The organism is Pseudomonas sp. LBUM1670, from assembly GCF_059695695.1.
Genome location: NZ_CP166783.1, coordinates 4343959 through 4370226, shown reverse-complemented (window position 1 = coordinate 4370226; position 26268 = coordinate 4343959). Strand labels below are relative to the sequence as shown.

General features: G+C 58.3%; 23 protein-coding genes. 16 read left to right on the top strand and 7 right to left on the bottom strand.

The window, feature by feature from the left end:
- Position 1 precedes the first annotated feature (1 nt).
- Positions 2-946, top strand: a complete 945-nt coding sequence (locus tag ACA073_RS19855) for a LysR family transcriptional regulator (protein WP_497404159.1) — start codon at positions 2-4, stop codon at positions 944-946.
- Positions 947-1173: 227 nt separating this feature from the next.
- On the opposite strand, the gene ACA073_RS19850 is transcribed toward ACA073_RS19855, so the two are convergent.
- Entirely contained in the window at positions 1174-1782 is a 609-nt protein-coding gene (locus tag ACA073_RS19850; RefSeq protein ID WP_497398854.1) for a TetR/AcrR family transcriptional regulator, read from the bottom strand.
- A 213-nt stretch (positions 1783-1995) separates the two neighbouring features.
- On the opposite strand from ACA073_RS19850, the gene ACA073_RS19845 reads away from it, so the two are divergent.
- Together ACA073_RS19845 and ACA073_RS19840 are read left to right on the top strand one after the other, a co-directional pair.
- A complete protein-coding gene (locus ACA073_RS19845; RefSeq protein WP_497398852.1) occupies positions 1996-3051 on the top strand; it encodes an MBL fold metallo-hydrolase in 1056 nt (351 codons plus the stop codon).
- Positions 3052-3262: 211 nt separating this feature from the next.
- Entirely contained in the window at positions 3263-4720 is a 1458-nt protein-coding gene (locus ACA073_RS19840) for an amidase family protein (RefSeq protein ID WP_497398850.1), read from the top strand.
- A gap of 56 nt (positions 4721-4776) precedes the next feature.
- Here ACA073_RS19840 and ACA073_RS19835 read toward each other — a convergent pair whose 3' ends face one another.
- Both ACA073_RS19835 and ACA073_RS19830 read right to left on the bottom strand, forming a co-directional pair.
- Positions 4777-5094 carry a helix-turn-helix domain-containing protein gene (locus ACA073_RS19835; RefSeq protein WP_497398848.1) on the bottom strand — a complete coding sequence of 106 codons (318 nt, stop codon included), beginning with the start codon at positions 5092-5094 and terminating at the stop codon, positions 4777-4779.
- Positions 5095-5187: 93 nt separating this feature from the next.
- On the bottom strand, positions 5188-5955 hold the full coding sequence (locus tag ACA073_RS19830; protein WP_497398846.1) for an AraC family transcriptional regulator: 768 nt from the start codon (positions 5953-5955) through the stop codon (positions 5188-5190).
- A 112-nt stretch (positions 5956-6067) separates the two neighbouring features.
- Between ACA073_RS19830 and ACA073_RS19825 the strand changes: the two genes are divergently transcribed.
- Both ACA073_RS19825 and bglX read left to right on the top strand, forming a co-directional pair.
- The gene (locus ACA073_RS19825; RefSeq protein ID WP_497398844.1) at positions 6068-6895 is read left to right on the top strand and encodes a sulfite exporter TauE/SafE family protein; all 828 of its coding nucleotides are present in this window, start codon (positions 6068-6070) and stop codon (positions 6893-6895) included.
- Positions 6896-6977: 82 nt separating this feature from the next.
- Complete coding sequence (bglX, locus tag ACA073_RS19820; RefSeq protein WP_497398842.1) at positions 6978-9275, top strand: beta-glucosidase BglX; 2298 nt, start codon at positions 6978-6980, stop codon at positions 9273-9275.
- A 16-nt stretch (positions 9276-9291) separates the two neighbouring features.
- Here the strand turns inward: bglX and ACA073_RS19815 are convergent, their stop codons facing one another.
- Complete coding sequence (locus ACA073_RS19815) at positions 9292-10281, bottom strand: hypothetical protein (RefSeq protein ID WP_497398840.1); 990 nt, start codon at positions 10279-10281, stop codon at positions 9292-9294.
- Between the two features lie 496 nt (positions 10282-10777).
- On the opposite strand from ACA073_RS19815, the gene ACA073_RS19810 reads away from it, so the two are divergent.
- The 5 genes from ACA073_RS19810 (at position 10778) to ACA073_RS19790 (ending at position 16115) form a co-directional block, all read left to right on the top strand.
- Positions 10778-11635 carry a sugar phosphate isomerase/epimerase family protein gene (locus ACA073_RS19810; RefSeq protein ID WP_497398838.1) on the top strand — a complete coding sequence of 286 codons (858 nt, stop codon included), beginning with the start codon at positions 10778-10780 and terminating at the stop codon, positions 11633-11635.
- Complete coding sequence (locus ACA073_RS19805) at positions 11628-12677, top strand: isopenicillin N synthase family dioxygenase (protein WP_497398836.1); 1050 nt, start codon at positions 11628-11630, stop codon at positions 12675-12677. Before ACA073_RS19810 ends, ACA073_RS19805 begins: the two co-directional genes overlap by 8 nt.
- Before the next feature lie 26 nt (positions 12678-12703).
- Positions 12704-13501, top strand: coding sequence for a transporter substrate-binding domain-containing protein (locus ACA073_RS19800; RefSeq protein WP_497398834.1), 798 nt, complete (start codon positions 12704-12706; stop codon positions 13499-13501).
- Between the two features lie 49 nt (positions 13502-13550).
- Positions 13551-15098 carry an amino acid ABC transporter permease/ATP-binding protein gene (locus ACA073_RS19795; protein WP_497398832.1) on the top strand — a complete coding sequence of 516 codons (1548 nt, stop codon included), beginning with the start codon at positions 13551-13553 and terminating at the stop codon, positions 15096-15098.
- A gap of 375 nt (positions 15099-15473) precedes the next feature.
- Positions 15474-16115, top strand: coding sequence for a type II restriction endonuclease (locus ACA073_RS19790; RefSeq protein WP_497398830.1), 642 nt, complete (start codon positions 15474-15476; stop codon positions 16113-16115).
- Positions 16116-16358: 243 nt separating this feature from the next.
- Here ACA073_RS19790 and ACA073_RS19785 read toward each other — a convergent pair whose 3' ends face one another.
- From ACA073_RS19785 to ACA073_RS19775, 3 genes are all read right to left on the bottom strand, one after another.
- Positions 16359-17609 (bottom strand): ribonucleotide-diphosphate reductase subunit beta, encoded by a 1251-nt coding sequence (locus ACA073_RS19785; protein WP_008034875.1) that lies wholly within the window; start codon positions 17607-17609, stop codon positions 16359-16361.
- Positions 17610-18116: 507 nt separating this feature from the next.
- Positions 18117-18431 (bottom strand): hypothetical protein, encoded by a 315-nt coding sequence (locus ACA073_RS19780; protein ID WP_497398828.1) that lies wholly within the window; start codon positions 18429-18431, stop codon positions 18117-18119.
- A gap of 188 nt (positions 18432-18619) precedes the next feature.
- The gene (locus ACA073_RS19775; protein WP_497398826.1) at positions 18620-18883 is read right to left on the bottom strand and encodes a DUF2790 domain-containing protein; all 264 of its coding nucleotides are present in this window, start codon (positions 18881-18883) and stop codon (positions 18620-18622) included.
- Positions 18884-19359: 476 nt separating this feature from the next.
- Between ACA073_RS19775 and acs the strand changes: the two genes are divergently transcribed.
- The 6 genes from acs (at position 19360) to ACA073_RS19745 (ending at position 26171) form a co-directional block, all read left to right on the top strand.
- Positions 19360-21315, top strand: a complete 1956-nt coding sequence (acs, locus tag ACA073_RS19770) for an acetate--CoA ligase (RefSeq protein WP_497398824.1) — start codon at positions 19360-19362, stop codon at positions 21313-21315.
- 700 nt (positions 21316-22015) lie between these two features.
- Positions 22016-22789: an ABC transporter substrate-binding protein gene (locus ACA073_RS19765; protein WP_497398822.1), complete on the top strand. Its 774-nt coding sequence runs from the start codon at positions 22016-22018 to the stop codon at positions 22787-22789.
- Positions 22790-22880: 91 nt separating this feature from the next.
- Positions 22881-23570: an ABC transporter permease gene (locus ACA073_RS19760; RefSeq protein WP_017340229.1), complete on the top strand. Its 690-nt coding sequence runs from the start codon at positions 22881-22883 to the stop codon at positions 23568-23570.
- Positions 23567-24265 (top strand): ABC transporter permease, encoded by a 699-nt coding sequence (locus tag ACA073_RS19755; RefSeq protein ID WP_497398819.1) that lies wholly within the window; start codon positions 23567-23569, stop codon positions 24263-24265. The genes ACA073_RS19760 and ACA073_RS19755 overlap by 4 nt, the downstream gene beginning before the upstream one ends.
- 1 nt (position 24266) lies before the next feature.
- Positions 24267-25379 carry a M14 family metallopeptidase gene (locus ACA073_RS19750; protein WP_497398817.1) on the top strand — a complete coding sequence of 371 codons (1113 nt, stop codon included), beginning with the start codon at positions 24267-24269 and terminating at the stop codon, positions 25377-25379.
- A gap of 27 nt (positions 25380-25406) precedes the next feature.
- Positions 25407-26171 (top strand): ABC transporter ATP-binding protein, encoded by a 765-nt coding sequence (locus tag ACA073_RS19745; protein WP_461953631.1) that lies wholly within the window; start codon positions 25407-25409, stop codon positions 26169-26171.
- The last annotated feature ends 97 nt before the right edge of the window (positions 26172-26268 follow it).

Genomic DNA, 26268 nt, shown 5'->3' with positions numbered 1-26268 from the left:
CTTGTTGATTCCTGGAGCCCACTATAGATTGGCGTTCACGCACTCAATATTGGCGTTATCCCAAGTGATCAATGCAGCGACGCACTATCGACTGGATTACCCCGACCTGGCCCTGATCCTCGCGCTGGTGCGCGGCGGCTCGCTGGCCCGGGCCTCGGCGTTGTTGAAAGTCGACGTCTCGACCGTGTTCCGCGCCGTGCGCCGGCTGGAAGCCGCACTCGGTCAGCAACTGTTCGAAAAGAGCCGCGCTGGCTACTTGCCGACCAGCCTGGCGCAGACGTTGGCCGAACAGGCCGAGCGCGCCGAACAAGCGCTGGAGGCGGCGCGCATCGGCGTGGAGCAGGGCGGTGAAGTCATCAGCGGCACCGTGCGCCTGACCTGCACCGATTCGGTCCTGCAAGGTTTGTTGGCGCCGGCGCTGGCGCAGTTCATGCCCGGCTATCCCGCGCTGACCCTCGAGTTAAGCACGTCCAACGACTTCGCCAACCTCAGCCGCCGGGACGCGGACATCGCCTTGCGCCTTACCCGAAACCCGCCCGAACACTTGGTGGGCCGATGTCTGGCACAGGTGTCCTATCGCGTCTGTGCCAGCCCGGCGTATCTGAAATCGGTTAATGCCGCAGACCTGGCGTCGCTCACCTGGGTCGCCCCGGACGACTTCCTCCCCGATCACCCCACCGTCGCGTGGCGCCGTCAGCAGTTGCCCGGCGTCACACCGGGTTATCGCTGCAACAGCATGTTGTCGGTCACCGAACTGGTGCGGGCCGGGTTGGGGGTTGCGGCGTTGCCGGACTTTCTGATGGGCGACGGACTGCAACCGTTGAGCGAACCGTTGCACGGTTACGACACCGCATTGTGGTTGCTGACCCGTCCGGACTGTCGTGCGTTGCGTTCGGTGGTGACGTTGTTTGATGAGTTGGGGCGGGCGTTGAAATTGCCGTTGTAGGAACGAGCTTGCTCGCGATGAACGTTAACGATAATGCGTGTTTGCTGGATTAACGCGGCGCATTTGTGTTCATCGCGAGCAAGCTCGCTCCTACGGAGCCGCGTTGGTTTTCGATAACATCTGCGCCAGATTCATTCTGAAACACATTGCCGTGTTTTTTCAGAGCTACTGTTCATCGGTTAAACGGCGGACATTGTCATTTATTCCAGTGGGAATAAGTGCTTGATCTAGAGCTGATAACACGCCAGGAACATGTCCAGCGCCGACTCTACGACGGTGCTCTGCATCTCGGGGGAAAGGCCGGGCAACCCCATGGAAATCTGCGGCCAGAAGGCAAAGGATTTGAGCATTCCCTGAAGCTGTTGGGCGGCAAACTCCGGATCGACCGGCTTCAATCGTCCATCGGCCTGAGCGGCGCGAATCCACACGGTCAAACCTTCTTCACGCTCGCCCATTCGCGCGACCATGTTCTGCGCACGTTCAGGAGAATGGATCGTCGCCGCAATGGCCACCCGCGCCAGGTCGAGAAAATTGTCATCGCCCATCACCTGCAATTTCGCCAGCAGCATCCGGCTCATCTGGTCCCGAAGAGGTAGATCAGGGCGGTAGGACATTTCCTGTTCGGCCGTCACCCGCGCCCATAACTGATTGAGGATTTCGGCGAACAACTCTTCCTTGCTGGGGAAGTGGTTGTACACCGTGCGCTTCGACACGCCAGCGGTGGCGGCGATCTTGTCCATGCTGGTGATGTCGAAACCGTTGGCACGGAATTCGGCAATCGCCGCTTGAATGATCGCTTCGCGTTTTCGGTCGGTCAGGCGCTGTGGAGCTGTCATAAGTACGCTTCGTCAGAAGAAGTCAGGAATTACACTCAGCAGTTTACTTGTCATCGGCTTTGATGCAACCTAGAAACTACACTGTGCAGTGTAATGTTTTGTTAATCCTGCCCAGTCAAAAATTGAGTGTTCGGCTGATGCGTGCGTGCCTTGGCCATTTATCGTCTTAAAGCAGAAACTGCGAATCGTGCGGTTTCCTGGAGTAATTCTGTCATGGCCAATTCCACTAACGCCTCTGCGCCTGAAGCTTCCCGTCAGGCAGAAGGGCATTTCCGAAACCATGCGCCCGTGCAACGAGAAGGCTTGCGCAAAATGCTGCGCATCATGTGGAACATGATCTTCCACAAACCGCGCAGCACCCGGCCGAGCGCTGCTGTTCCGGTGCAACGCCTGACCCGTGATGCGCTGATCGCCGCGCCCAACCACAGCGTCTATCGCCTCGGGCATTCCACCGTATTGCTGAAACTGCGGGACAAATTCTGGATCACCGACCCGGTCTTCGCCGAGCGCGCTTCGCCGGTGCAATGGGCCGGTCCGAAGCGCTTTCACCAGCCGCCGATCAGCCTTGAAGAATTGCCGCCGATTGAAGCGGTGATCCTGTCCCACGATCACTACGACCACCTCGATTACCAGGCTGTGCTCAAACTGGCGGACAAGGCCAAATACTTCCTCACCCCGCTGGGCGTCGGCGACACCCTGATCAAGTGGGGCATCGACGCCAGCAAAGTGCGGCAACTGGACTGGTGGCAAGGCACCGAAGTCGCCGGTATCCAGTTCGTCGCCACACCGTCGCAACACTTTTCCGGCCGTGGCCTGTTCGATGGCAACAGCACGTTGTGGGCTTCATGGGTGATGATCGACGGCGACACGCGGATCTTCTTCAGCGGTGACAGCGGCTACTTCGACGGCTTCAAATGCATCGGCGAACAATTCGGCCCCTTCGACCTGACATTGATGGAAACCGGCGCCTACAACGTTGAGTGGCCGCACGTTCACATGCAGCCGGAACAAACCCTGCAAGCGCACATCGACCTGAAAGGCCGCTGGTTACTGCCGATTCACAACGGCACCTTCGATCTGTCGATGCACGCCTGGTACGAACCGTTTGACCGGATTCTGGCATTGGCCTGGGAACGCAGTGTGTCGATTACCACGCCGCAAATGGGTGAGGCATTCAATGTGATCTACCCGCAGCGGGGCAGTGCGTGGTGGTATGAGGTGGAGCAGCGGGTGTATCAACAGAGTGTTGGCTGCACTGGCTACAGATGAACGCGAATATTCATACGTGATCCAGCGATAAGTGATGACCGACTTTTCCAGCCGCCTCTGTAGGCTGGAAGTGGGAGCGAGCTTGCTCGCGATGGACGTTAACGATAACGCGTAATTCCTGAATAAACGCGTCGCCTTTACGTACATCGTCGGAACGCCGCCCGGAGCAAGCTCGCTCCTACAGGAATCAGTCAAAAAGGATCTAATTCACATGGAAGTAACGTTAAGTGCCGCTTCGCCTGTACGCGAAACAAGGCTGGAATATCTAAGTGTCGATGAACTCAGTCAGCGGATGGATCGCAACCAGTTGAGCGCTGTAGGGCTCGTGCAGCACCTGCAACAGCGGATTGCAGCGCTGGATAAACAAGGGCCGATGGTCAACGCCATCATCGAACTCAACCCTGATGCATTGGCCATGGCCGAGTCCCTGGACCGGGAGCGGAAAGCAGGTTACATCCGCGGGCCCCTGCATGGCATTCCGGTATTGCTCAAGGACAACATCGATACCTCCGACCAGATGCAGACCAGCGCAGGGTCGCGGGCCATGGTCGGGCGACCCGCCGCGCAGGATGCCTTCGTCGTGCAACGTCTCCGGGCGGCTGGCGCGGTGATTCTCGGAAAAACCAATCTCAGTGAGTGGGCCAATTTTCGCGACCCGACCCTCCCCAGCGGATGGAGCGGGCGTGGCGGGCAAACCAAAAATCCGCACGTGTTGAGTGGTGATCCGTGCGGTTCCAGTTCCGGTTCAGGCGCTGCCGTCGCTGCAGGGTTTGCACCCTTGGCAGTCGGAACAGAAACCGCCGGCTCGATTAGCTGCCCTGCGTCCATGAATGGGGTAGTGGGCATCAAACCTACGGTAGGTCTGTTAAGCCGTAGTGGCATCATCCCCGTGACTCAAAAACTGGATACCCCCGGGCCCATGGCACGCACGGTTCGCGAGGCGGCACTCTTGTTGAATGCCATGACAGGTAGCGATCCCGCCGACCCGGTGAACAAACCCCATGGTCTGGATAAAACGGACTACACAGCTCTGTTGCGTCCGAACGCACTGGTAGGGCGGCGAATCGGATACCCCGCCAAATTCGATCGCAGCAATTTGCCGCTTCTCAGCGACCCTCAGTTTTCTCAAGCGTTGGAACTCATGCAGGCTGCAGGTGCAACGTTGATACCCGTGGAACTGAGTGATCCATTGTCGGAACGGGTAGACGAAGCGTTTCACATGGGTATCAAGCGAGACCTGCCTCGTTACCTGGCGACTCGCACTGGCATTCCTGCCTACACACTGGAAGACCTTCTATTGTTCAATGCTCCAAACGTTGAGGGTTTCAATCAAGACACGTTGATAGCGGCCAGCAAAGTTGTCTTCGACGAGCAAACCTACAATCACCTCTGGCAGAAAATTCAAAGTGAAAACGCCGCTGCCATCGACCAATGGCTGGTAACACATCAACTGGATGCCATCGTCTCGGATGTCGAATCGCCTGCCATGAACGTCGTACCGCTGGCGGGATACCCCGGCATCATGGTGCCTACCGGCATCGCCGATAACGGTGTGCCGACATCGATCTTCTTCTATGGACCGCGGTGGAGCGAGGCAAAGCTTCTGGCATTGGCCTATGGATATGAACAAGTTTCCCATGCGCGGCGGACGCCTGCGTTCAAGCCGTAGTTGATGAAGGTCGCAGCTCAAACGCTTATCGAGCATTAGAGCTGCGACCTTTCAAATCACTCAACCATCGCAAAATCCGCCCGCCCCACCGAATTCGACGCAGACCCTTTAACACTCATCCCCCGCCCCGGCGCAAACCCCGGGAAGAACACCAACCCCTCCGACTCAAACCGATACGCCAACGCCAAGCGGTTTTCATCCGACACATCTCGCCTGGCCTCAAATCGCTCAATCACGTCGACCGAAACGCCAGACTCCCGGGAAAGCTCATCAACGCTCCAACCCAACATCGCCCGGGCCTGGGCGCAATGGGCTGGGGTGAATTGGAAGAGGGCGATACGTTCCAGGGTGATTTTCATCGCATAAGAGGCCATGGTGTTCTCCGGGTTCGAGAGTGCTGATTCAAAATGTACTGTGTTTTTGTACAGTTGTTTTGCGCCCGGATCAAACTCATTTTTTGATTATTGCTATTTCGCCCCTTCCAACCAGACGGACGGCGCCTGACCCAACACACGGCGAAACATCGTCGAAAATGCCGCCGGGCTGTCATAGCCGAAATCCAGCGCAATCCGCGTCACCGGCTCACCCACCGCCAGCCGCGCGAGCGCCAAAACCACGCAAGCGCGCTGCCGCCACTGGCTGAAACTCAGGTCGGTCTGTTGGCGAAACAGGCGATTGAACGTGCGCAGACTGACGTGCAACTGATCCGCCCAGTGCTGCGGCGACTGATGCGCATCGGGCCGCTGCAAAAAGCCTTGGCACAACCCGAGCAGCCGCGCATCCACCGGCAGCGGAATATGCAACGGCAAGTGAGCACTGCGCGCCAGTTCGTGCAGCAGCAAGTCGATCAACGCCCCATCACGCCCGGCCTCGTCATACGCCAGTGGAATCTCCACCGCCTCCATCAGCAAATGCCGCATCAACGGCGAAACACTGATTACCTGACAACGACTCCCCAGATCAACCGCCGCCGGTTCGATGTACAAACTCCGCGTACTCACCCCCAGCATCAACACCTCATGCGCCACCCCCGCCGGAATCCACACCGCCCGCTGCGGCGGCACCACCCAATTGCCGTCATGCGTGCTGACCTGCATCACCCCGGTAGCGCCGTACAACAACTGCGCCCGCCTATGCGTATGACAGGGCAACACCTGACCGTAGGAATAATCCGTACCGACCGCCACCACCGACCGTGGCGTGTCATCCAGCAAATCAATCGAAACATTGCGCATCGAGCGGCTTCCAGCAGTTGGCGTAAACGCAAACATTATTGGCTGACTTGCTGAAGCAGGCCAAGCCGCATCGCTCTATCGTTGACCGCTCTCAACCAATGGACGACGCGCAATGTTCTATCTCTTGCTGACACTCTTCGGCTGCATGACCGGCGTCACCGCCGTGCTGTTCGGCTTCGGCGGCGGCTTCGTCGTCGTGCCACTGCTGTACCGCATGCTCATGGCCAGCCACGGTGCAGACGATCCGATTGGTCACTCGGCGATGCACATTGCCGTCGCCACCTCGACCTGCGTGATGATCGTCAACGCACTGGTCGCCACTGGAAAACATCACCGCGCGGGTAATCTGATTCGCCATTACCTGTGGCCGTTGGGTGGGTTTATCGGGCTGGGGGCGGTGGTCGGTGCAGTGGCGGCGATAAGGGTGAGTGGTGAGGTGATTCGGTATGCGTTTATTGCGTACCTGGGCGTGACCATTGTGGATTGTCTGTTCAGGCGCGGATTTCTCACGCAGTCCGAGAGCGGAGTCCTACGGCGATTGGGGAGGGCGGAAGTGTCCGGGGGCGGCGTAGGAATCGGCGCCATCGCGACATTTCTCGGCGTGGGCGGCAGCGTCATGACCGTGCCGCTACTTCGGCGCTGTGGGTTGAGCATGTCTCAGGCGACATCAATGGCCAATCCGCTGAGCCTGCCCGTGGCGCTGGCCGGGACGCTGACTTACATAGCGATGGCGGGGTTCACTGAGTTTGATCTGGGCCCGTGGTTTATCGGTTACGTGGATCTGCTGGCGTTTGCGATATTGACCACCGGATCAATGCTCGGCATCCGGCTGGCCACGCCATGGATCGGGCGGATACCGGACCGAATCCATGCGCGGGTGTACATTGGCTTATTAGGGCTGGTGATGGCGAGCATGGCATTACCGCATTTGGCATTTTGAAGCAGCCACCTGTCAGAGCTGACAGTAGACGCTGATTTTTGTTTGAGGGACGCTGAACACCCTGGCCCTTGGGACGGAAACGATGCGCAAAGCCGCCTGGTTGATCCTGATCACTCTCTTGAGCAGTGAGTGTAGTTGGGCGCAACTGCGGCCTGAATCTGCGCCAGACTTTACCAAGCTCCATTTCATCGACAATCTGATGCAGCAGATGACGGTCGAAGAAAAGATCGGCCAGCTCAGACTCAATTGCATCGGCGTGCAATCGCCCCGCGAGCAATTACTCGAGGAGGCTGCCGTATCGCGACTGGGCGGCGTCTTTTACGTGGTGGGCCGGGCGGAGCTGCGGCAGTTCCAGGACGCAGCCCTGCGCAGTCGCTTGAAAATCCCGCTGTTCTTCGCCTACGACGTGATTCACGGCCATCGCACGCTGTTTCCCATCGGCCTTGGCCTGGCTTCCACTTGGGATACCGACGCGATTGCGCTGTCCGGGCGCATCGCCGCGCAAGAGGCGAGCGCAGACGGGCTGGACATGGTGTTTTCGCCGATGGTCGATATCGCTCGGGATCCGCGTTGGGGCCGCGCGTCGGAAGGCTGGGGCGAGGATACCTACCTGTCTGCCCGCTACACCGAGGCGATGGTCAACGCGCTGCAAGGAACCACGCGCGACGCCGCCAGCAACGTCATGGCGAGCGCCAAGCATTTTGCCCTGTACGGTGCCGCGGAAGGCGGGCGCGACTACAACTCGGTGGACATGAGCCTGCCGCGAATGTATCAGGACTACCTGCCACCTTATCGGGCCGCGGTGAAGGCTGATGTCGGTGCGATGATGCTGACCTACGTCGCCATCAACGGCATACCCGCCACGTCCAATACCTGGTTGATACGCGATCTGCTGCGCCAGCAATGGCGCTTCAAAGGGTTGATCATCAGTGACTTCAATGCCGTGGCCGACCTGGTCAGTCATGGGGTGGCCAGCAATGGGCGTGAAGCGGCCATGCTGGCGATCAAGGCCGGGGTCAACATGAGCATGTCCGACACTTTGTTTCGTGATGAACTGCCCGGCCTGTTGCGATCAGGCGCGGTGCCGCAGGAAGACATCGATGATGCCGTACGAGAAGTACTGGGTGCCAAGTACGATTTGGGATTGTTTGCCGATCCCTACCTGCGCATCGGCGCCGCCAAGGATGATCCACCGGATATCAATGCCGAGCATCGCCTGCATCGCGAGCAGGCGCGGGACATCGCCCGCAAAAGCCTGGTGTTGCTGAAAAATGAACGGGCCGTGCTGCCGCTCGACAAGTCCGCCGTGGTCGCTGTCGTCGGACCTCTGGCCAAAAGTCGCCTCGACATACTGGGTAACTGGAGCTCCATCGCCTCACCCGCGCAGGCGATCTCGGTGTATGACGGCATTGCCCGGGCCATGGGGGCGCCGGACCGGTTGTTGTATGCCCGAGGAGCCGATGTCACGGATGACCCTCTGGTCCTCGACTACCTCAACGCTCCCGGTGCCAACCCAGCCGATGTGGAAGTCGACCCCCGTTCACCGACGCACATGTTGCAAGAAGCCGTGGATATCGCCCGACAGGCCGATGTAGTGGTGGCAGTAGTCGGTGAATCTCGGGGCATGTCCTACGAAGGCGCCAGTCGCGCCAGTCTTGCCTTGCCGGGGTATCAAGCGCAGCTCATCAGCGCACTTAAAAGCACCGGCAAACCCCTGGTGCTGGTGTTGATGAACGGGCGACCGCTGTCCATTGGCATGGAACACGAGCAGGCCGATGCGGTACTGGAAACCTGGTACAGCGGCACCGAAGGCGGCAACGCCATCGCCGATGTGCTGTTTGGGGACTACAACCCTTCAGGAAAACTACCGATCAGCTTCCCACGTTCCGTGGGCCAGGTGCCTACGTACTACAACCACCTGAACACCAGTCGCCCCTACAAAGCCGATGCGCCGCGAGCGGTGACTTCGCGCTACTTCGATGAAGCGTACGGGCCGCTTTATCCGTTCGGGTTCGGGTTGAGTTACACCCGGTTCAGCGTCTCGGACATCACCCTGACCCGCCAAAGCCTCAAGCGCGGCGAAGTCCTGGGCGCGAGCGTGGTGGTGAAAAACACCGGCCAGCGCGCGGGGGAAACCGTTGTACAGCTATACATCCGCGACATCAGCGCCTCGATCAGCCGCCCCGTCAAAGAATTGAAGGGCTATCAAAAAATCATGCTGCAAGTCGGGGAAGAAAAAGTCGTGCGCTTCAACCTGAGCGAAGAAGACCTCAAGTTCTACAACGCGCAACTGGAGTACGCAGCCGAGGCGGGGGAGTTCAGCGTACTGATCGGCCTGGATTCGCGGGATGTGAAGGAGCAGCGGTTTGAGTTGTTCTGAGGCCTGCGTGGGGCGCTTACTTACCCGCCAACCCCGGCACCTCACGAATAATAAAGTGATCCAGGTTCTCGATATTCGCACTGAACACCCCGAACGTCTGCTCGGGGTTTTTCTTGCTCGGCACCTGCTTCAGCTCCGGCGTCACGCCATAAAAGAAACAAAACAACTCCGCCTCACTGTCGATGGCATGCTTGATCTCTTCCAGAAACGCTTTGCGCTTGCGGTAGTTCTCGATCAACTTTTTGCTCAAGTAAACGTTGACTGAATAAGGCTTCTTCTTCGCCTCATCCGCCTGCTTGAACCAGACCTTCTGCTCGAAATCGATGCGAAAGCTCTGCGTGTAATCCTTGATCTCCTTGATCTTGCCCCAGTAAATCAACCCCTTGTTGTCTGTCAGATATTCGATCTTCTTGAAGAACGATCCATAAGGCGCCGTGTGCTCGCCAATCTTCAGCGGCATGCGCTTGAGCAGGTCCTTGTCCTCGAAGTTCGAGACAAAACACTCCACCGGGTGGGCGAAGATGCTGGTCTTGTCTGGTGCTGATTCGTGGCTCGGGTGCTCGGCATCACTGGCCGCCGAAGAGGGCTTCGGATCATCCCGCTCCACATCCGCCGCTACCGCCGGGTTCGACGGCTTACGCACATACTGACGCCGAGTCAGCAACAACTCCGACGGGAAATGCTCCTCGCGACTGTCATCCGTTTCCGCACCGTCCGCGTCTACACCTGATGCCAAAGCCTTGAGACTGACATAAGGACAATCCGCCACATGCCGGGTGCTGGGCGTGTTCTTGAAGTGCGGGGTGCGAACGTAGTTCACGTTTTTGGCGTTGAACGTCGTCAACACATTCGCCACATCGAACGCCGCCCTGCATGCGTCATTGGGACATTGGAAGTGTTCCTTCGCGGAATCGAATTCCATCGTCTCGTCAAAATTCAAATCGCGCACGTCATAGATCGACAACTTGTCGTCGAGGCTGAGGCAGTAGGCGAGATCGAATTTCATGGTTGGCTCGGGTCCTTGAGTGGGGAAGGGTATTAATAGCGGGAGGCGCGGCGGGTTGCACTGACTCTTTTCAAAACACCGCAAAACCAACGGCAATACACCGCCCCCTGTAGGAGCGAGCTTGCTCGCGAAAAACCCAAGGACGCCACTGGGCAACTGGATTTGTTATCGTTCACGACCTTCGCGAGCAAGCTCGCTCCTACAAAGGATGGGGCTTGATCAGTTGGACAGTCGGGTCAACAGCTTTCACTCCAGTCATCAGGCATTAATCGTCGGAGGGACTACCGCAGGCACAATCCAGTCCGACATTGTTAGTTCATGAATTTCTGAACTAACTATTTGCTGAACGCTATTCAATTATTTGCCTTCGTAGGCTTAGGATCCGTCGCACGGGACCGAAGCCATCAGAGCAGCAGCCCGCAGCATCCCCTTTTTGACTGCCCAGCAACGCCACCAGCCCAATCCGCTAGTGGCCCGACGCAGTCGAGAGGAATGCATGAAGTTAGACATTTTCCGTACCTTGTGGGGCTATACCGCCAGTCACGCATCCGCCCTGGATGAATTGCTCGCCGCCGGCTTCGATGGCATCGAAGCACGCCTGCCACTGCAGGCCGATGAGCGTGGCGAGTTCGGCGCTTTCCTGCGCAGTAATCACGTCCCCTACATCTGCACCCTATTCAGTGCTTACGATGTGTTGCCCGATCAGCGCGCCACGCCTGCCCAGCATTTGGCCGACATTGATCGCAAGCTGGGCTGGGCCTCGGAACTGACGCCTCGTTTCGTCAATCTGCTCGCGGGCAATGACCGCTGGCCATTGGCGCAGCAGGTCGAGTTCTTTGGCCAGGCCATGGAAATGGCCGCCACGCATGGTGTGTTCTGCAGTTTCGAGACTCACCGTGCCCGCTCCCTGTACAGCCCTTGGGTGACTCTGGAACTGATTCGCCAACTGCCGGAACTGCGTTTCACCAGTGACATCAGCCATTGGGTGGTGTGCTGTGAGCGGTTGCTGGACGACCCGGCCGACGATCTGTCGTCCTTCGTCGAGCGCGTGCATCACATTCAAGCCCGGGTCGGTTATGACCAAGGCCCGCAAGTTCCCCATCCCGCCGCCCCGGAATATGCCCGTGAACTGGCGTTTCACCAGCGCCACTGGGAGGCGGTCTGGGCTTCTCAGCTTCAGCGCGGCTATGCAGTCAGCACCCTGACCCCGGAGTTCGGTGCCGACGGGTATCTGCATCACTTGCCCTTCACCAACATGCCGATGGCCGATCTCTGGACCTTGAACCAATGGATGGCGCGAACCGAGCGCGAACACTTCGACCGTTTCACCCGTGAAGGAGCCCTCCATGAGTAAGACTTCGCCGACCCAGGCCAATTTCAACAGCATCCCGGTGGTGAACATCGCCGGTCTCTTCAGTATCGAACTGGAGCATCGCCTGGCGGTGGCCGAGCAACTGGGCCGTGCCGCCAGCGATGTGGGCTTTCTGTACATCACCGGGCACGGCATCGAACCGGCGCTGATCGAGGGCCTGCGCCAGGCGAGCAGGGATTATTTCGCGCAGCCCCTGGAGACCAAGATGCGCCATTACATCGGCGCCTCGGAAAGCCACAAGGGCTTCGTGCCCGAAGGTGAGGAGGTGTACTCCAAGGGCAAGCCGGACCACAAAGAGGCCTTCGACATTGGCTTCGAAGTGCCGGTGGATGATCCGCTGTTCCTGAGTCGTACGCCGCTGCTGGGCCCGAACCACTGGCCCGACGTGCCGGGTTTTCAGGCTGCAGTACAAAACTACTATCAGGCCGTGTTTGCCCTCGGCCGCCGACTGTTTGATGGCTTCGCCCTGGCCCTGGGCCTGGAGGAGGGCTACTTCGACGCACTGGTCACCCGTCCGCCTTCCAAGCTGCGGCTGATCCATTACCCCTTCGACGCCACCGCCGTGGACGCTCCGGGCATCGGCGCGCATACCGACTACGAGTGCTTCACCATCCTGCACGCCGACCAGCCAGGGCTGGAGGTGCTCAACGACCAGAATCAGTGGATCGACGCACCGCCAATGCCCGATGCGTTTGTGGTGAACATCGGCGACATGCTGGAAGTTATGACCGCTGGGACCTTTGTAGCCACGGCGCACCGAGTGCGCAAGGTGGCTCAGGAGCGCTATAGCTTCCCGCTGTTTTACGCCTGCGACTACCACACACTGATCAAGCCGTTGCCGGCATTCATCAACGACGCTCAGGACTACGAGGCGCTGGCGATTGGCGAACACATGTGGAGTCAAGCCCTGCAGACCTACCAGTACCTGCGCAAACGCGTCGAGAACGGCGAGCTTGAGCTGCCGCCCCGGGCCCGCAAGCCATCGAGCTTCGGCCGTCTTAAGAACACCGCCACTCATTCCTGATAAAACAACCACCGGAGCTTCCTATAATGAAAACCCCCTGCGTCTTGACCCGACTGAGCCTGCTCGCCGCTATTTTGTCCTGCGCCAGTACCGCCTTCGCCAGCACCACGACCCCCGGTGTGTTGAAGGTCGGAATGGAAATCACCTATCCGCCGTTCGAGTCCTATGACGCCAACAAGAACGTGGTCGGCTCCGATCCTGAGTTGGCCCATTCCCTGGCCAAGGCGATGGGGGTCAAGGCTAACTTCGTCGATACCAAGTTTCCCAATCTGCTCAACGGCCTCAACGCCGGGCATTACGACGCGATCATTTCCGGCATGTACATCACCCCTGAGCGTCAGGCCCAGGCGCGTACCATCGCTTATGCCAACACTGGTGCGGCGATCATGGTGCCGAAGGGCAGTGAGTTGACCCCGCAGGTTCCCGAAGACTTGTGCGGCCTGAAGGTCGGGCTGGAGCAGGGCACCACCTGGGTTGGCAAGTTCCGTCAGTTGTCCAGCGACTACTGCGTGCCGAACAACAAAGGCGCAATCACCGTCAGCGAGTTTCCCTCGGCACCCGAGGTGACGCAGGCGCTGCTGTCGAAGAACATCCAGGCCCAAGTGGAAATCGCTGGTGCCGCGCACATGATCGCCCAGCGTACCAACGGCCGTGTGATCGTCACTTCGCAGAAGCTGGTTTACCCGCAGACCTTGGGCATCTACGTCAAGAAAGACGCCGACGCGACCTATCAGGCGCTGGTCAAGGCCCTGGCCGACAGTAAGGCCAGCGGCGAGTACGCCGCCATTCTCAAGACCTATGACCTGGAACCGGTCTCCGAGTAATGCCTGAAACCACGCCCTCGATCGGGGGCGTGGCTTGTGCGAGGTATCTATGCAATTCGATTGGTCTTACTTTGTTTCGCTGTTCACCATGGCTGACTTCTGGGCGGCGAGCCTGACTGTCATCGAACTGAGCACCCTGGCCTGGTTCCTGGGCATGCTGCTGGGTTTCGTCCTGGCATCGGCCAAACTGTCGAGCGTGCGGTGGTTGAGCATCCCCGCATCACTCTACATTTGGTTCTTTCGCAGTATTCCGCTGCTGGTGCTGGTGGTCTTCGTCTACAACCTGCCACAGCTGCTGCCCAGTGCCGGGCCGGTGCTGTCGGTGCCGTTTTATTCCGGTCTGTTGGCACTGGTGGTTACTGAGGCCGCCTACATGGCCGAAATTCATCGTGGCGGGCTGATTTCGGTCGCCAAGGGCCAGAAGGAAGCGGGCCGTGCCCTGGGGATCGGGCTGCTTGGCCTGCAACGGCTTATCGTGATTCCTCAAGCGTTTCGTATCTCACTGCCGACGTTGATTAACGAATACATCACGGTGGTCAAACTGACCTCGTTGATCTCGGTGATTTCACTGACCGAACTGCTGACGGTCGGCCAGCGCCTGTATGCCCAGAACTTCCTGGTTATGGAGACCCTGGCAGCTGTGGGCGTGTACTACGTGCTGATCGTCACAGTGTTTGGCTTCGCCTTGCAGCGTCTGGAACGTTACCTGGATCTGAACCTGCGTACACCGCAAACCCTGGAGAGCGCCTCGACACAAGTGCTGCGTGACAGTCTGGCACCTAGGGTACCGAGCAAAGTCAGCCTCCCAGCCAAAGGTGCGGCCCCGGCCCTGCACCTGCGGGACGTGCACAAACGCTACGGCGATCATCATGTGCTCAAAGGCATCGACTTGAAGGTGCAAAGCGGCCAGGTGATTTCCATCATCGGCCCGTCCGGCTCCGGCAAGACCTCGTTGATCCGCACCATTAATGGCCTGGAACGCATCGATCAGGGCGAAATCCTGTTGTTCGGAGAGGGCTTCATCAATGCCGAGGACAAACCGGATGGCCGCCGGGTTCGTCAGGGCGTGCGGCGCATCGGCATGGTTTTCCAGAACTTCAACCTGTTCCCGCACCGGACACTGTTGGACAACATCTGCCTCGCCCCGCGTTATCACGGTGACAGCCGTGCACTGAGCGAACAACGCGCCTGCCAGCTACTCGACAAAGTCGGCCTGCTGGCCCACGTCCACAAATACCCGCATCAACTGTCCGGCGGCCAGCAACAACGCGTTGCGATTGCCCGAGCTATGGCTATGGACCCGGACATCCTGCTGTTCGACGAACCCACTTCAGCGCTCGACCCGGAACTGGTCGGCGAGGTGCTCACGGTCATCACCAGCCTGGCCCGTGAAGGCATGACCCTGCTGATTGTCACCCACGAAATGGACTTTGCCCTGTCGATTTCCAACCGGGTGATCTTCATGGAAAACGGTCGCGTGCAGTTGGATGCATCCCCCCAGACGATCCTCCAGGCGCCCGGGGCTCAAAGAGTACGGCGATTCATCGGGCTGGAGGAACCAGAGCAGGAGAGGTGCCTGGTTGGTACATCGCCTTGAATGCGTTTTACCAACTGGCAACTCCCAAGTCACGAATAGAGGGCGGCGTGCCTTGCGTAAAGTAATCATCCATCACTGTGAGGTTGCGGGCATCTAAAACCGATACTCCGCCGGAACCTCCCACCCTATGCGAAAAGCCACCCATGCCGTTGCGACTCAGGTGGCTTTCCACAGGTGCTGCTTTGAATTTGCGCCATCAGTCTGGCTCAACTGATAGCAGTCCAACCCTGGCTGATAAAAACAGCGTACACATGACCCTATCAAATACTCAAAATCCGCTGCCTAAGATTCAATCAGCGGATTTTTTATACGGCAATGAACAATCAGAACCCTCGCAACACTCGTGACACCTTACGCCACCAAGATCCCCGCTGATTGAATGGATCATCCGCCAACACACAAGGCATGTCCCGCAACCGAATGCGCATCAGCAGGGACATTGAGTATTCCATTTATAAACAGGCCGAGATTCGCTTTCGTGCAGCTCAAGTCGCTCGAATTCTCCTTCATGGAGGTGGTGATCCTGTTGGCAATCTTGTTCGGGCGTTCTCTGAGCTCGACTCAATATTCCTCAGTGCGGCTCAAACCAGGAAGAGCAGGGCTGGGCTTTCGTTTGAGCATCATGTAGCCAGGCTTTTTAGGGATGGCCGAATTCGTCACGAAGCGCAGGCCGTCTTCGGTGGCCGGCGCCCGGATTTTGTGTTGCCTAACGTTAAGGAGCTCAATATCAAGGGTGATGCAGTTATAGTTTCCTTAAAGACAACTCTGCGCGAGCGATGGAAGCAGTTGGCGTTAGAGAAGCCGTTTGGGGCAATCTTTCTCGCTACTGTTGATGATCGAGTGTCGGGTGAAGCCATTAAAGAGATGGATAGAAACTCGATTTCACTGATAGTGCCGGAGTCTTTGAAGAAAGCGAAAGAGTCAGCTTACGCTGGCCACAATAACGTAATTACGTTCAGAAATTTTTTCGATGATGAAGTGAAGTTGAAGCACCCTTCAATGATTCTTCCGCTGTAGCAATTGATTGGCTAAAGAATGAATCAGGGTTTTATTCCTGATTCCCAACTTCCACGCTTGGCATTGGGAGTGCGTAGCGGTTCGGTATTGGTGGCACTCTATCAAAAGATGATTTTTGAAAAACGAGCATCTGTTCTTAAGTCTATCGGCCATAACTTCGGTTTGTACATTGAAGATAAGTAAAAAAGCCAGGAAGCTTTCGCCCCTGGCTTTTTCATCACAACAGGTTCAATCCTCGAGCCATCAATCCCAGCTCAACGCCCCACCAGTCTGATACTCAATAACCCGAGTCTCAAAGAAATTCTTCTCTTTCTTCAAGTCCATAATCTCGCTCATCCAAGGGAACGGATTCGTAGTCCCCGGATACTCTTCTTTAAGACCGATCTGCGACAGACGACGGTTAGCGATGAACTTCAGATAGTCCTCCATCATCGCCGCGTTCATGCCGAGTACGCCGCGAGGCATAGTATCCCGAGCGTATTCAATCTCCAGCTGAGTGCCTTGCAAAATCATCTGCGAAGCCTCTTCCTTCATCTCAGCATCCCACAAATGCGGGTTTTCGATTTTGATCTGGTTGATCACGTCGATGCCGAAGTTCAGGTGCATGGATTCGTCGCGCAGGATGTATTGGAACTGCTCGGCGACGCCGGTCATTTTGTTGCGGCGGCCCATGGAGAGGATTTGGGTGAAGCCGCAGTAGAAGAAGATGCCTTCCAGAACGCAGTAGTAGGCGATCAGGTTGCGCAGCAATTCTTTGTCGGTTTCGACGGTGCCGGTTTCGAACTTCGGATCGGAGATCGAGCGGGTGTATTTGAGGCCCCAGGTGGCTTTTTTCGCGACCGATGGGATCTCGTGGTACATGTTGAAGATCTCGCCTTCATCCATGGCCAGCGATTCGATGCAGTACTGGTAGGCGTGTGTGTGGATCGCCTCTTCGAAGGCCTGGCGCAGGATGTACTGGCGGCATTCCGGGTTGGTGATCAGGCGGTACACGGCCAGGACCAGGTTGTTGGCAACCAGGGAGTCGGCGGTGGAGAAGAAGCCGAGGTTGCGCATGACGATGCGGCGCTCGTCGTCGGTCAGGCCTTCCGGGTCTTTCCAGAGGGCGATGTCGGCGGTCATGTTGACTTCTTGCGGCATCCAGTGGTTTGCGCAGCCGTCCAGGTATTTCTGCCAGGCCCAGTCGTACTTGAAGGGTACGAGTTGGTTGAGGTCGGCGCGGCAGTTGATCATGCGCTTTTCGTCGACGGCGACACGGGCGGAGGCGCCTTCGAGTTCGGCGAGGCCTTCGGCGATGTCGAGGTTGTCCAGGGCAGCCTTGGCGCGAGCGATGGCGGCGGAGTCAGACGCGGTCACAGCGCGAGCTTCTTGAGCAGCAACACCACCGGCGGTGTCGAGGCGGTCCATGTTGGCTTCAGTTGCGTGGCCGGCGTTGGCGCCTTTTACCACGGTCTCGCCGCTGTCTTCTTTGTCGAATTCGTCCCAGCTCAGCATGACGTGTCGTCTCCTGCGTGAGGGCCAGATGCCCGTGTGAAAACTGATTGGTTGGTTTTTCACACGACCGGTCTAGCCGCGTTGGATAGCGTTTTTTGCCGCGGTACACGCAGGCAAATAAACATAATTTTGTACGGGGTTCCGAGAGCCGCTGACGGCGCTGTAGTCGGTGAAGACTTCGGCCTGGGCTTCGGACTGGCTGTCATCCCTGTAAGGGAATATTGCAGGCCCGTTTAAGCCGGCATTATAGGGAAATTTTTGCGGCCGTGGTGGGGCGAATCCGCGCATGGAGCGGTCGAGAAGGAGGGTTTTTCGGTCGGAGCGAGGGTTTATAGGGCTTTGGCTGGGGATCGCGGGTGCAGATTTTTTTTCATAAATGTTAGTGGTGTTCAAAAAACAGCCAAAAAACTGCGTTTTTCACTACATGTTGTGTTTTGAGTCGGTTTTCGATGGCCCCAGACACAACTAAGCCCGACCGAAGTCGGGCTGTAAAGTCACGCTCGATGATCAGCTGAGGCGAGCGGCACCGACGCGATCTGCACCATCGGCAGCGACTTTGGCGGCACCGGTGTGATCGGAGCCATCGGCGGCGACTTTGGCGGCGCCGGTGTGATCAAAACCGTCGGAAGCGAGTTTGCCTGCACCGATGTGATCGGCGCCATCGGCGGCGAAGGAGGCCGAACCGGTGTGGTCGTATCCGTCAGACGCGACAGCCGCTTCGGTGGTGAAAGCTGCCGAACCCGTTTGGTCGTAACCATCGGCGGCGAAGGTGTTGGCGGCCAGGACAGACAGGGTCAGGGCGAGGATCAGTTGGGTTTTCATGGTAGTGGCTCCAGGTTCGTTGGCGTTGTGTGCCTTGGTGTGGAATTCATACTACGCCGATAAAATAGATTAAAAAGCGCAAATAAACGCTTAAATCTATCGTCTAATTCGATCTATACGGGTCAGCGCTTCATCTACCTTGAGCAGCGGGGCGGGTGGGTCGAACCGTTAAGTTGAGGTGCGGGTGATTAGCCGTTGGAGCAGCCGTTACCCATGACGCTGTAGCGCAGAATGTGGCGTTGGCCTTTGGAGTCGTCGTATTCCATTTTCATCGGGACAACTTCGCAAACATTGGGGATTTCACTCATGGAGACAACTTTGGCGATGTCCAGGTGAGTCGAGTAAGTGTATTCCTCGATGGCCGGTTGTTGCTGTGCGACATCAGCCGGGACCTCGTCTGCCATGGCGGTTGCGCACAGGCTGGAAAGGGCCAGAACTAATAAAGCTTTCATTTCGGTTTTACCTTTTAGAGGTCGAGTGGGGGCACGCAACCGTTTTGGGGTTGCGTGTGGAACTGGGTTACCGGTTTTTTTGATTAACTGCCTTCGTGGGGGCTGCAACTGGGTTAATCAGGGTTTGCCTGGTTGGCGAGGCTGATTTTAGGCGTGGGGGTTACGTTCATATAGGTGGGGTTTTGATAAACACCTTTGACAGATTTCGTAACAATCGGTGGATAACGTTGTAGGAGCGAGCTTGCTCGCGATGGTCGTGAACGATAACGCGCCATGTCTGGCACCCCGTGGGGTTCTCAGGTTTATCGCGAGCAAGCTCGCTCCTACAGGGGATTGCGTGGTGTTTGGGACGGCCGTTCCGGGCTTATTACGATAATTTGTAGGGGCTTGTTACTACCATCGTCGAATGGTTCTATAGGGCCGCCCGGGCTACAACGGGGTCATACAAAAACAACTATTTCACCGAGGTAAGAAAGATGAGTGCGGCTTCTCTGTATCCCGTTCGTCCCGAGGTGGCAGCCAATACGCTGACCGACGAGGCAACCTACAAAGCCATGTACCAGCAGTCGGTCGTCAACCCTGACGGCTTCTGGCGCGAGCAAGCCAAGCGCCTCGACTGGATCAAGCCTTTCACCACGGTGAAGCAGACGTCCTTCGACGATCACCATGTCGACATCAAATGGTTCGCCGACGGCACGCTGAACGTTTCCTACAACTGCCTCGACCGTCATCTGGCCGAGCGCGGCGATCAAATCGCGATCATTTGGGAAGGGGATGACCCTTCCGAGAGCCGCAACATCACCTACCGCGAGTTGCACGAACAAGTCTGCAAGTTCGCCAACGCCTTGCGCGGCCAGGATGTGCACCGCGGCGACGTGGTGACAATCTATATGCCGATGATTCCCGAAGCCGTGGTCGCCATGCTGGCCTGCACCCGGATCGGCGCGATTCACTCGGTGGTGTTCGGTGGTTTCTCGCCGGAAGCCCTGGCCGGCCGGATTATCGACTGCAAATCCAAAGTGGTGATCACCGCTGACGAAGGCATTCGTGCCGGCAAGAAGATCCCGCTGAAGACCAACGTCGACGACGCGCTGACGAACCCGGAAACCAGCAGCATCCAGAAAGTCATCGTGTGCAAGCGCACCGGTGGCAACATCAAGTGGAACCAGCATCGCGACATCTGGTACGAAGACCTGATGAAAGTGGCGGGCAGTGTCTGCGCGCCGAAAGAGATGGGCGCCGAAGAAGCGCTGTTCATCCTTTACACCTCCGGTTCCACCGGCAAGCCGAAGGGCGTGCAGCACACCACTGGCGGTTATCTGCTTTACGCCGCCATGACCCATGAGCGCGTGTTCGACTACCGCCCGGGCGAAATCTACTGGTGCACCGCCGACGTCGGCTGGGTCACCGGCCACACGTACATCGTCTACGGCCCGCTGGCCAACGGCGCGACCACCGTGCTGTTCGAGGGCGTGCCGAACTACCCGGACATCACCCGGGTGGCGAAGATCGTCGACAAGCACAAGGTCAACATCCTCTACACCGCGCCGACCGCGATCCGCGCGATGATGGCGTCGGGCAAAGCCGCTGTTGAAGGGGCTGACGGCAGCAGCCTGCGTCTGTTGGGTTCGGTCGGTGAGCCGATCAACCCGGAAGCGTGGGATTGGTACTACAAGAACGTCGGCCAATCCCGTTGCCCGATCGTCGATACCTGGTGGCAGACCGAAACCGGCGGCAACATGATGAGCCCGCTGCCGGGCGCTCACGGTCTCAAGCCGGGTTCGGCGGCACGTCCGTTCTTCGGCGTGGTGCCGGCGCTGGTGGACAACCTGGGCAACATCCTCGAAGGTGTTGCCGAGGGCAACCTGGTGATTCTCGATTCGTGGCCAGGCCAGGCGCGTACGCTGTATGGCGACCATGATCGCTTCGTCGACACCTACTTCAAGACCTTCCGCGGCATGTACTTCACCGGTGACGGTGCGCGTCGTGACGAGGACGGTTACTACTGGATCACCGGGCGCGTGGATGACGTGCTCAACGTGTCCGGCCACCGCATGGGCACCGCCGAGATCGAGAGCGCGATGGTTGCGCACCCGAAAGTCGCCGAGGCGGCCGTGGTCGGTGTGCCGCACGACATCAAGGGGCAGGGCATTTATGTCTACGTCACCCTGATCGCTGGCGAAGAGGCGAGTGAGCAGTTGCGCCTGGAACTGAAGAACTGGGTGCGCAAAGAGATCGGCCCGATTGCTTCGCCGGATGTGATTCAGTGGGCGCCGGGGCTGCCGAAGACCCGTTCGGGCAAGATCATGCGGCGGATTCTGCGCAAGATTGCTACGGCTGAGTACGATGGGTTGGGGGATATCTCGACCCTGGCGGATCCGGGTGTGGTGCAGCATTTGATTGATACGCATAAGACGATGAATGTTGCGTAAGTAGCGTTTGGAGTGATTGAAGCCCTGCCAGGTGTTGAGTCTGGTGGGGCTTTTTATTGCCTGATGGTTTTGAGTTGGCAGGTCGGGCCTCTTCGCGAGCAAGCCCGCTCCCACAGTGGCTCTCCAGCGAACACAAAATGGGTGCCCGACTCAAATCCACTGTGGGAGCGGGCTTGCTCGCGAAGAGGGCCGATCAGACACCACATAAACAACGATCAATAATTATCGACTTCATCCGTAGGTCATTTCCTACTGTTACCTACGACGATTCAAGTAACTGAATGTGTAACCGCTCGATCCGATACGGGGCGATGGGAAACGCAAAGCCCCGCATCAGCGCAGCCATGCGACCCGCCAGAAATAAGAAGCCACGCTACGCTTGCCGGATTAGAAGGCTTTGCCAATAATAGGCCCGCAATTTGCAACATAGGTCGGTTCACTGTCTTTTGCTCTTGCATGAATTTGCAAGGCTGTCAACGTGCCTAAACGGCTTTCTCGGTGCTTCTGTAATTTGTTGTCGCATTGAAGAAATATCGGCTTCCGGCCTGTCGTTAGAATGCCGATCACTCGCTCGTCGTTGCCTGTGTTGAAAACTCGCACATGCACTGTAGGACGCAGCAACGCTTTCCGGTTCCACTCACTCGCATATTGGGCTGTCGCTCACTCTGCCGTTTTAGCCCTTTACCGATGGAGTCCCAAGATGAAGAAACTCGTGCTGCTTGGCGCCCTGGCACTGTCCGTGCTGTCCCTGCCAACCTTCGCCGATGACAAGCCCGTAAAAATCGGTATCGAAGCGGCATACCCTCCGTTCGCTTCCAAAGCGCCGGACGGCAGCATCGTTGGTTTCGACTACGACATCGGCAACGCCCTCTGCGAAGAGATGAAGGTCAAGTGCGTGTGGGTCGAGCAAGAGTTCGACGGTCTGATCCCGGCACTCAAAGTGCGCAAGATCGACGCGATCCTGTCGTCCATGTCGATCACTGAAGACCGCAAGAAGTCCGTGGACTTCACCAACAAGTACTACAACACCCCGGCTCGCCTGGTCATGAAGGCCGGCACTCAAGTCAGCGAAGGCCTGACCGAGCTGAAAGGCAAGAACATCGGCGTGCAACGTGGTTCGATCCACGAGCGTTTCGCCCGCGAAGTCCTGGCCCCGCTGGGTGCAGAGGTCAAGCCGTACGGTTCGCAGAACGAAATCTACCTCGACGTGGCTGCCGGTCGCCTCGACGGCACCGTGGCAGACGCTACGCTGCTGGATGACGGTTTCCTGAAAACCGACGCCGGCAAAGGTTTCGCCTTCGTTGGCCCGGCCTTCACCGACGTCAAATACTTCGGCGACGGCGTGGGTATCGCGGTTCGCAAGGGTGACGCGCTGAAAGACAAGATCAACACCGCGATCGCCGCCATTCGCGAGAACGGCAAATACAAGCAAATCCAGGACAAATACTTCGCCTTCGATATCTACGGCCAGTAACACGTCCCGGCGACAAGTCCGAAATGGCGCAAGCAACAGGATCTCTGAGGTTTGCGCCATTTTTTCATCCCAACTTTCGAGGACCTGAATCATGTTGAAAGGCTACGGGGCTGTCATCCTCGATGGCGCATGGCTGACGCTTCAGCTCGCCTTGTCGTCCATGGCCCTGGCCATCCTGCTGGGTCTGATCGGCGTTGCGCTGCGTCTTTCCCCGGTGCGTTGGCTGGCCTGGCTGGGCGATCTGTATTCCACGGTCATTCGCGGGATTCCCGACCTGGTGCTGATCCTGCTGATTTTCTACGGTGGTCAGGACCTGCTCAACCGCGTCGCTCCGATGCTCGGTTATGACGATTACATCGACCTGAACCCGTTGGCCGCCGGTATCGGCACCCTGGGCTTCATCTTCGGTGCGTACCTGTCGGAAACCTTCCGTGGCGCGTTCATGGCGATCCCGAAAGGTCAGGCAGAAGCCGGCATGGCGTACGGCATGAGCAGTTTTCAGGTGTTCTTCCGGGTGTTGGTGCCGCAGATGATTCGCCTGGCGATTCCGGGCTTCACCAACAACTGGCTGGTATTGACCAAGGCCACCGCGCTGATTTCGGTGGTGGGTCTGCAAGACATGATGTTCAAGGCCAAGCAGGCGGCAGATGCCACCCGCGAGCCTTTCACCTTCTTCCTCGCAGTGGCGGCGATGTACCTGGTGATCACCAGTGTCTCGTTGCTGGCATTGCGTCACCTTGAGAAGCGCTACTCGGTAGGCGTAAGGGCGGCTGATCTATGATCTTCGACTACAACGTCATTTGGGAGGCCTTGCCGCTGTACTTCGGCGGCCTGGTGACCACCCTCAAATTGCTCGCGCTGTCGCTGTTTTTCGGTCTGCTGGCGGCCTTGCCGCTGGGCCTGATGCGCGTCTCGAAGAACGCCGCCGTCAACATGAGCGCCTGGCTCTTCACCTACGTGATCCGCGGCACGCCGATGCTGGTGCAGCTGTTTTTGATCTACTACGGTCTGGCGCAATTCGAAGCGGTGCGGGAAAGCTTCTTGTGGCCGTGGCTGTCCAGCGCAACGTTCTGTGCGTGCCTGGCGTTCGCCATCAACACCAGCGCCTACACCGCAGAAATCATCGCCGGCAGCCTGCGCGCCACGCCGAACGGTGAGATCGAAGCGGCCAAGGCGATGGGCATGTCGCGCTTCAAGATGTACAAGCGGATTCTGCTGCCATCGGCCCTGCGCCGGGCGCTGCCGCAGTACAGCAACGAAGTGATCATGATGCTGCAGACCACCAGTCTGGCGTCCATCGTGACCCTGATCGACATCACCGGTGCCGCGCGCACGGTCAACGCTCAGTTCTACTTGCCGTTCGAAGCCTACATCACCGCTGGCGTGTTCTACCTCTGCCTGACCTTCATGCTGGTGAAGCTGTTCAAACTGGCCGAGCGCCGCTGGCTGGGCTACCTGGCCCCGCGGAAGCACTAATATGGAACGCATCGATCATGTATTGCCGTGGAGTCACCTGGGCAGCGAACGCCAGGTTTCGGTGTTCCGCTTCGGCAGCGGCGAGCGCAAGGCTTACATTCAGGCCAGCCTTCACGCCGACGAATTGCCGGGCATGCGCACGGCCTGGGAGCTGAAAAAACGTCTGACCGAACTCGAAGCCCAAGGCTTGCTCAACGGTGTGATCGAACTGGTGCCGGTGGCCAATCCACTGGGTCTCGGTCAACTGCTGCAAGGCAGTCATCAAGGGCGTTTCGAAGCGGGCAGCGGCAAGAATTTCAACCGTGATTTCGTCGAGCTGAGTGAGCCTGTGGCCGCCCAACTCGAGGGACATCTGGGCGATGATCCGCACGCCAACATCCGCTTGATCCGCCAGGCCATGAGCGATGCGCTGGCCGCATTGCCACCCGCCGCGAGCCAGTTGCAAGGCATGCAGCGTGTTTTGCTCAGCCATGCCTGCACCGCCGATGTGGTGCTGGATCTGCACTGCGATTGCGAAGCCGCGTTGCACATGTACGCCTTGCCGCAACACTGGCCGCAATGGCGTTCGCTCGCCGCGCACCTGAATGTGAAAGTGGGCCTGCTGGCGGAAGATTCCGGCGGCAGTTCTTTCGACGAGGCGTGCTCGCTGCCGTGGCTGCGTCTGTCGCGTCAGTTCCCGGACGCGCAGATTCCACTGGCCTGCCTGGCGACTACCATCGAATTAGGTGGTCAGTCTGACACCGGTCGCGCTGACGCCGAGGCTTACGCCGAAGGCATTCTCGCGTTCCTCGCCGAGCAGGGTTTGATCAGCGGCGAATGGCCGAAACCTGCACAGGACGCCTGCGAAGGCATGCCGTTCGAAGGCACCGAAATGCTGTTCGCACCGCATCCTGGCGTGGTGAGTTTCCTGCGTAAACCCGGTGAGTGGATTGAAGCCGGCGACGAGATTTTCGAAGTGATCGATCCGTTATCGGATCGGGTCAGCACGGTGTGTGCTGGTACGTCCGGGGTGCTGTTTGCCATTGAACGGCTGCGTTATGCCCAACCCGGTTTCTGGCTGGCCAAGGTGGCGGGGCGCGAAGCGCTGCGTCACGGGCGCTTGCTCAACGACTGACTGACTGTTTTTGTGAGAACCGACCGCATGTACAAACTTGAAGTCCAAGACCTGCATAAACGCTATGGCAGTCACGAAGTGCTCAAGGGCGTGTCCCTGAAAGCGGCGGCTGGCGATGTGATCAGCATCATCGGCTCCAGTGGCTCCGGCAAAAGTACCTTCCTGCGCTGCATCAACCTGCTGGAACAGCCGCACGCGGGCAAGATTCTGCTCAACAACGAAGAGCTGAAACTGGTGGCCAGCAAGGACGGCGCGCTGAAGGCCGCCGACCCGAAACAGCTGCAACGCATGCGTTCGCGCCTGTCGATGGTGTTCCAGCATTTCAATCTGTGGTCACACATGACCGCGCTGGAAAACATCATGGAAGCGCCGGTCCACGTGCTCGGCATGTCCAAGGCCGAAGCCCGCGAGAAAGCCGAGCACTACCTGAACAAGGTCGGCGTGGCACATCGTAAAGACGCTTACCCGGGCCACATGTCCGGCGGCGAACAGCAGCGCGTGGCGATTGCCCGTGCGCTGGCGATGGAACCAGAGGTGATGCTGTTCGACGAACCGACCTCGGCCCTCGACCCGGAACTGGTCGGCGACGTGCTGAAGGTGATGCAGGCCCTGGCGCTGGAAGGCCGGACCATGGTGGTGGTGACCCACGAAATGGGCTTCGCCCGTGAAGTGTCGAACCAGCTGGTGTTCCTGCATAAAGGTGTCGTCGAAGAAAGCGGCAACCCGCGTGAGGTGCTGGTCAATCCACAGTCTGAGCGTCTGCAACAATTCCTCTCGGGCAGCCTGAAGTAATCAGGACTGCCGTTGTGCACCCGGATAGTGCATGCTTCGCAATTTAGAGGCTGACCCCGATCCCCTGTGGGAGCGGGCTTGCTCGCGAAAGCGGTGT